This is a genomic window from Ancylobacter oerskovii (assembly GCF_018390555.1).
Lineage (GTDB): Bacteria > Pseudomonadota > Alphaproteobacteria > Rhizobiales > Xanthobacteraceae > Ancylobacter > Ancylobacter oerskovii.
Genome location: NZ_JAHBGB010000046.1, coordinates 81,190 through 87,276, shown reverse-complemented (window position 1 = coordinate 87,276; position 6,087 = coordinate 81,190). Strand labels below are relative to the sequence as shown.

Genomic DNA, 6,087 nt, shown 5'->3' with positions numbered 1-6,087 from the left:
ATGTCCGCGTCGCTCGGCTGCGGGTTGGTCGGCAGCAGGCTGGCGGCGGCCATGATCATGCCGGCTTGGCAGTAGCCGCATTGGGGCACATCGAGCGCCAGCCAGGCCTTCTGCACCGCATGCGAGCCATCGGGCGAGAGTCCTTCGATGGTGACGATCTTCTGGCTTTCCTCGATGGAGGAGACCGGCATGACGCAGGAGCGCGTCGCCACGCCGTCTATGTGCACGGTGCAGGCACCGCATTGGGCGATGCCGCAGCCGAACTTGGTGCCGGTCATGTCAAGCTGCTCGCGCAGGACCCACAGGAGTGGCGTGTCGGGCTCGGCCTCGAACTCCTCGACGCGGCCGTTGACGGTCAATCGAGCCATGACTTGAACCTCCCTTTGAATCCGGTGCGACGGGATCGCAGGCTAGGTTCGCGCTGTCGCAGAACCATGCCCTCCGCAAAGGAAGATGTCGCGAGACGGCTCAGAAGTCGGCTCCTGACAAGAATTGATACAGTTTAAAACTGAGTGCCCGCGACCTCTCGGCGACCGGAGGCCGGCAAGAAGAAGCCGCAGCGGCGGCGCGCTTGCGTAGCCACCCCCGAAGTAGGTTGATCATGGAAGATCCCGAACCGGGCGGGAGACGTCAACAGAGGGCGGGATCGGTCTGCTAACCGTTGGCCCGTGCCTTGACGGTCAGGATGACGTCGTGCCGTTCATCGCCATCTGTCGATCAGCGAACGACAAGCCAGCCGTCCGGGCTTGTTGCAGCCGGTCGATGCAAAGCCCGGCCCGAGGGTCAGGACGCCGGACGGGTGAGCAGTTGCCGTTTGTACGGCTGCTCCCTAGTTCGCCACAAGCCGCGTCGCGGCCTGTGCGCTGCTTTGCGGGGAAGCCGGCTTGGGCATGCGGCCATATTGCCGCGGCGAGCAACCCATCACCCGCTTGAACGCCGTGCTGAATGCGCTATCGGATTCGTACCCGATCGCAGGCGCGATGACGGAGACCGGATCGCCGGACGTTTCCAGCCGATCGCAGGCAAGCAGCATCCGCCAGCGGCTGAGATACTCCATCGGCGTTTCGCCGGCCGCCTCCCTGAAGCGCAGCGCGAAGGTCGATCGGGACATCCCGGCCACCTCGCCAAGCTCCTGCAACGTCCAGCGACGGGCGGGATCGGAGTGGATGGCGGCGATCGCCTTGGCGAGTTGCTTGTCCGCCAGGGCGAAGAACCACCCCACGCCGTCGCCGGATCCTTCCATTAGATGAGCGCGTAGCGCCTGAACCAACATCATGTGGGCGAGATGCTGGGCAATCAGATGACCGCCTGGCTCGCCCTCGCGCAATTCCTGCATCATCCGTTCGACCGACCAGCGCAGTGCCGCCTGGTCCGATGCTTTACGCAGGTGAACGACCGGCGGGAGCATCGCCAGCAGCATTCCGGCATGACCTCCGCTCACGCCGAACCGGCTTCCGACCATGAAGAGGTCGCCGCCGCCATTGATAAAGACCTCGCCGCCGCGCCGCGCGGCAGGGAAGATGTCCGAGGCCGCCACGGGCGGCAGGTCGAGATCGCTGGCCAGACGAAAGGGCTGGCCGCTCGGCAGCACGAAGCTGTCGCCCTCCTCAAGAGCCAGCGGCTCGGCGACACCCTCGACCTGTAGCCAGCACGAGCCCGATACGACCGCATAGCATTTGATGAGCTGGCTCTGGTCGCCGAACTGCACCGACCATTCTCCGCCGGCGTGGAAGCCCGAGGAAATATAGCTTTGCGGTCGAAGCAACGAGAGAACTTGCGAGAGTGGATCCATTGAGAACCGGACCTTTGCGAAGATCTTGATAAGGATGCGGCATCGGTCGCCCGATCTGCAAACGGTCGCGTATCGATCTCGACGCCGCCGCTCTCCCGGACCTTGAGCCGGGAGAGCGGCGGCAATGTTCACGGGCAGCCGGCTCAGCCGAGGACGGCGGGCTTGAGCGTGCCCTCGCACCACTGGCGAAAGTCGGTCGGCGTCGCATGTTCCGGCATCCGCGGCACGACGAGGTCGAGGCCCTTGTCCTTGGCCCGGGCCATGTCCGTCATTCCCTGCGCCATCGCCTCGGACATGCCGAACTGCATGGAGCGCGCCCTATAGGCGTCGAAGCCGATCTGCTGGTAGGCGACCGCCTTGCCGAGCACATCGGAGATGGTGCGGGCCATGTCATTGAACGAGATGTCCGCGGGACCGAGAACCGGCACCTCGCTCTGGCCCGTCCAGCTGTCATCGAGCAGCCAGCGTGCCGCGACGGAGGCGATGTCTTGCGTGGCGACGCTCGGAAGTTTGAGATCGCCAGAGATCGGCAGGAAGAACCTGCCCCGATCCCTGATCGCGGTCGCCTGGCGGGCGATATTGTCCATGAAGGACGGCATGGCGAGGCCGCGGAACGCCACGCCCGTCCCGGTGATCAGGTCGTCCATGGCCAGCGAGCCGGTGACGAAACCCGCCCTGTCGGCGAGGGGCGAACCCCGCCCGAGCGCGGTGATCGCAACCACGCGCTTGACGCCCTGCTCTCTGAGAGCTGCCGCCGCTGGACGCGTGAAATCGACAAAGGCCGCCGCGACGGAGACGGCTTGGGGATCCGGAGGCACAAGCCAGAACACGGTGTCGACGCCCGCGAATGCCTTGCGCACAACGCCGGCGTCGCCGTGCGAGCCCTGGATGATCTCGACCTTGGTCCGCACCTCTGCGGCCAGCCGCGACGGATCGCGCGTAACCACTCGGACCAGAGCGCCCGAATGCAGAAGGTTCCGGACGACCTGACGGCCGATATGGCCGGTCGGCGCCGTGACAACGATCATGCTCGACTCCGATAGTGATCCGGCGGCGGCCGGTCCCGCGGGCCGGCCGGCGGAGGCGCTGCCGTCACCCTTCTTGTTCGGGACGAAGCTAGGGCATCGCCCGAGGACGATCCATGCTGGATGATCCACGATATCTTCGCAGTCGTCCGGAACTCGTTTGCCCGTCCCCTGCGGACGCCCTGTGGTCGCCAACCACGCGCCGATACGCCGTCCGACCTCGACATCGAGGAAGGAGTTTGCCGGAGGGCGGCATGAAGACGATCTAGGCTTCCAGCGCCGCCTTCACGCGTTCCGCAGTGAACGGATAGTGTCGAAGCCGCACACCTCCGGTCAGTCGCGCGACCGCGTTGGCGATGGCCGGTCCGGTGGGCGGAAGGCCCGCCTGGCCGATGCCGCCGACAGGGCTTTCCGGCGTCGGTACCACCGCCACCTCGATCTCCGGCGCCTCGGACATGCGGATCAACCGGTACGTATCGAAATTCGATTCCTGGACCTCGCCATCGACGACATTGATCTGTTCGAACAGCGCATGGCCGGTACCGTTGGTGATGCCGGTCATCATCATGGCCTCGATATGGAGGGGCTGGATCGCCACGCCCGGATCGATCGCGCACCACACCTTGTGCACCCGGATGGCGCCTGTGTCGCGGTCGAGCGAAACCTCGGCGACCTGAGCGCAATGTGAGCCGAACGCGTCGGAGTAGGCGACGCCGAGCCCTCGCCCCTCGCGCGCGCGCTCCCACTCGGCCATGCGAGCGACGGTCTCGATGACGTGCCGGGCGCGGGGTTGGTCCTTGAGAAGTTCCAGCCGGAACGCGACGGGATCGGCGCCCTTGGCGGCGGCGATCTCGTCGACCACGCATTCGATCGCGAACCTCGTATAGCCGACACCGACCGCGAACCAGAATCCGATGGCGAGCCCGCGATCCTGGCGTAGATATTCGATCTGATGGGCAGGGACGGCATAGTTGAACTTCGCACCTTCGGTCACGACGTCATCGTGACCGCCCGCCTGCTCGAAAACCGGCGGCAGCGTCCGGGCAAAGATCGAGTCGGCGACGATGCGATGCCGCCAGCCGACGATGTTCCCCTCCGCATCGAGCCCCACCTTTACGTGTTGCGCCTCGAGCGGGCGGAACTTGTCGTGCCGGACGTCGTCCTCGCGGCTCCAGATGACCTTGACGGGCCGTCCCTCCACCGCCTTGGCCAGCCACACCGCGTCGATGATGAAGTCGGCCTCGGCCTTGCGGCCGAAGCCGCCGCCGAGAAGGGTGGTGTTGACCTTCACCTTGTCGGGCGTCGTGCCCGCCACCTCGGCCGCGAAGCCCTGCGTGCCGGTCGGCCCCTGCGTCGGCGCCCAGATCTCGACCCTGTCGCCGGTCACGCGCGCGGTGGCGTTCATCGGCTCCATCGTCGCATGGGCGACATGGTCGCTCAGATAGTCGACTTCGATCACCGTCGCCGCGCCGGCGATCGCGGCCTCGGCGTCGCCATCGGCATGGGCGGAGACCCCCCGTTTCCCGCTGTCGCGGCCGATGGCGCGGTACTCATCCAGCAGCCGCCCGCTGGTATAGGTGCGGACGCGCGATGTCGTGCTCCAGGTGACGTTGAGCAGATCCTTCGCGCGCTTCGTCGCTTCGACCGTTTCGCCGATGATGCCCACGCCATAGGGCAACGGGACGACATGGGTGACCCCCGGCACCTTGCGCGCTTCGTCGGCGTCGATGGCGTCCGGCCGCTCGTCCTGGACCGGTGGCCGCAAAACCGCCCCGTAGAGCATGCCGGGAAGCTGCACGTCGATCCCGAAGACAGCGGTCCCGTTGACCTTGGACGGCACGTCGACGCGGGGAATCGCCCGGCTGCCGATATAGCGCCACCTGCCGCGCGGCTTCAGATCGGCCTCGGTCGCCTGCGGCAGCGGATCCGGAACGACGGCCTTGGCGGCGATCTCGCCATAATCGAGGGACTCGCCTGAGGATTGGTGCACGACCTTGCTGGGCTCGGTCGTCAACTCCCTCACCGGCACGCTCAGCATGCCGGCAGCGACCGCCATGAGCATCAGGCGGGTCTGAGCCCCGGTCAGGCGAAGCAGCGAATGATAGCCGCGCGTCGATTCGCTGCCGCCGGTGAGCTGAATCCCGTAGAAGCCGGGATTGCCATAGGTCTCGGCGTCGGAGGGCGCCTGCACCACGCGCACGCGGCTCCAATCGGCATCCAGCTCCTCGGCAACGAGCAGCGGCAGCGTCGTCGTGATGCCCTGCCCCATCTCGACGGCCGGCGCGATGATGCTGATGGTACCGTCGGCCGCTATCGTGACCCACGCATTGGGGCGGAACTCGCCTAGGGCGACGGGCGCCGTCGCCGCGCCGCGGGCAAGATCAGCCTGGCTGCCGAACGCGACGGCGATGCCGAGGCCGCCCGCCGTGACGAGGAAGCTGCGCCGCGACAGCGCGCGGCTCTGGAACTGCGGGGTGCGGTCCATGCTCAGCCCTCGCGCGCGGCGCGCTGAATGGCGCCGATGATGCGGACATAGGTTCCACAGCGGCAGATGTTGCCGTCCATGTGCGCGACGATCTCGTCACGGGTGGGGGCGGGCGTGCGCTGGAGAAGCGCCGCCGCCTGCATGATCTGCCCGGATTGGCAGTAACCGCATTGCGGTACCTGCTCGGCAATCCAGGCCTTCTGCAGGGGATGGCTGGCATCGGGCGACAGGCCCTCGATGGTCGTCACCCGCCGCCCCGCGACGTCCTCCAGGAAAGTCTGACAGGAGCGTGTCGGCTCGCCATCAATGTGGACCGTGCAGGCCCCGCATTGGGTAATTCCGCAGCCGAACTTGGTGCCGGTGAGCTTCAGATGTTCCCGGATCACCCAGAGAAGCGGCGTATCGGGCTGGGCGGCGACATCGACCGCACGCCCGTTGATGGTAAAGGCTGTCATGGGTGCTGCTCCTGACTTCTAGCGCGCCGATCGATCCTGCAGACACTGGATGATCGCCGCGCGCTGGGCCGCATTGGGGATGGCGACGGTCATCCGTGTGCCGCGAACCATGCGGCCCGGCGCCGTGAGAAAAGTATCGAGGGATCGGGCATCCCAGACGACGCCGGAAGAGCGCATCGCATCCGAGTAGGTGGCGTCGTCGACGCGGCCGGCGGTTCGTCCGACAACGCCCGAGAGGTGCGGAGCCGCCTTGTTCTGGCCGACCTCCATGCTGTGCAGGCCGCACAGCGCTGCTGGAACAGGCGAGCTTCTTCGGCCTCCTGGATGTGG

The 6,087-nt window shown here is 66.7% G+C and carries 6 protein-coding genes; all 6 read right to left on the bottom strand.

Going from position 1 to position 6,087, the window contains the following annotated elements; all coding sequences use genetic code 11:
* Positions 1-368 (bottom strand): (2Fe-2S)-binding protein (locus KHC19_RS25705; RefSeq protein ID WP_213356688.1); only part of this gene is annotated, 368 nt, incomplete at its 3' end.
* Positions 369-829: 461 nt separating this feature from the next.
* Positions 830-1,792 carry an AraC family transcriptional regulator gene (locus tag KHC19_RS25700; protein ID WP_213356686.1) on the bottom strand — a complete coding sequence of 321 codons (963 nt, stop codon included), beginning with the start codon at positions 1,790-1,792 and terminating at the stop codon, positions 830-832.
* A 143-nt stretch (positions 1,793-1,935) separates the two neighbouring features.
* Positions 1,936-2,820 (bottom strand): NmrA family NAD(P)-binding protein, encoded by an 885-nt coding sequence (locus KHC19_RS25695; RefSeq protein ID WP_213356684.1) that lies wholly within the window; start codon positions 2,818-2,820, stop codon positions 1,936-1,938.
* A gap of 262 nt (positions 2,821-3,082) precedes the next feature.
* Positions 3,083-5,302, bottom strand: a complete 2,220-nt coding sequence (locus KHC19_RS25690) for a xanthine dehydrogenase family protein molybdopterin-binding subunit (RefSeq protein WP_213356682.1) — start codon at positions 5,300-5,302, stop codon at positions 3,083-3,085.
* 2 nt (positions 5,303-5,304) lie between these two features.
* Complete coding sequence (locus KHC19_RS25685; RefSeq protein ID WP_213356680.1) at positions 5,305-5,757, bottom strand: (2Fe-2S)-binding protein; 453 nt, start codon at positions 5,755-5,757, stop codon at positions 5,305-5,307.
* 18 nt (positions 5,758-5,775) lie between these two features.
* A complete protein-coding gene (locus KHC19_RS25680) occupies positions 5,776-6,027 on the bottom strand; it encodes a c-type cytochrome (RefSeq protein WP_213356678.1) in 252 nt (83 codons plus the stop codon).
* Positions 6,028-6,087: the final 60 nt, after the last annotated feature.

Excerpts from the sequence above, each read along its gene's own strand:
- KHC19_RS25700 (WP_213356686.1), bottom strand. The coding sequence starts at position 1,792 with ATGGATCCACTCTCGCAAGTTCTCTCGTTGCTTCGACCGCAAAGCTAT.
- KHC19_RS25695 (WP_213356684.1), bottom strand. The coding sequence starts at position 2,820 with ATGATCGTTGTCACGGCGCCGACCGGCCATATCGGCCGTCAGGTCGTC.
- KHC19_RS25690 (WP_213356682.1), bottom strand. The coding sequence starts at position 5,302 with ATGGACCGCACCCCGCAGTTCCAGAGCCGCGCGCTGTCGCGGCGCAGC.
- KHC19_RS25685 (WP_213356680.1), bottom strand. The coding sequence starts at position 5,757 with ATGACAGCCTTTACCATCAACGGGCGTGCGGTCGATGTCGCCGCCCAG.
- KHC19_RS25680 (WP_213356678.1), bottom strand. The coding sequence starts at position 6,027 with ATGGAGGTCGGCCAGAACAAGGCGGCTCCGCACCTCTCGGGCGTTGTC.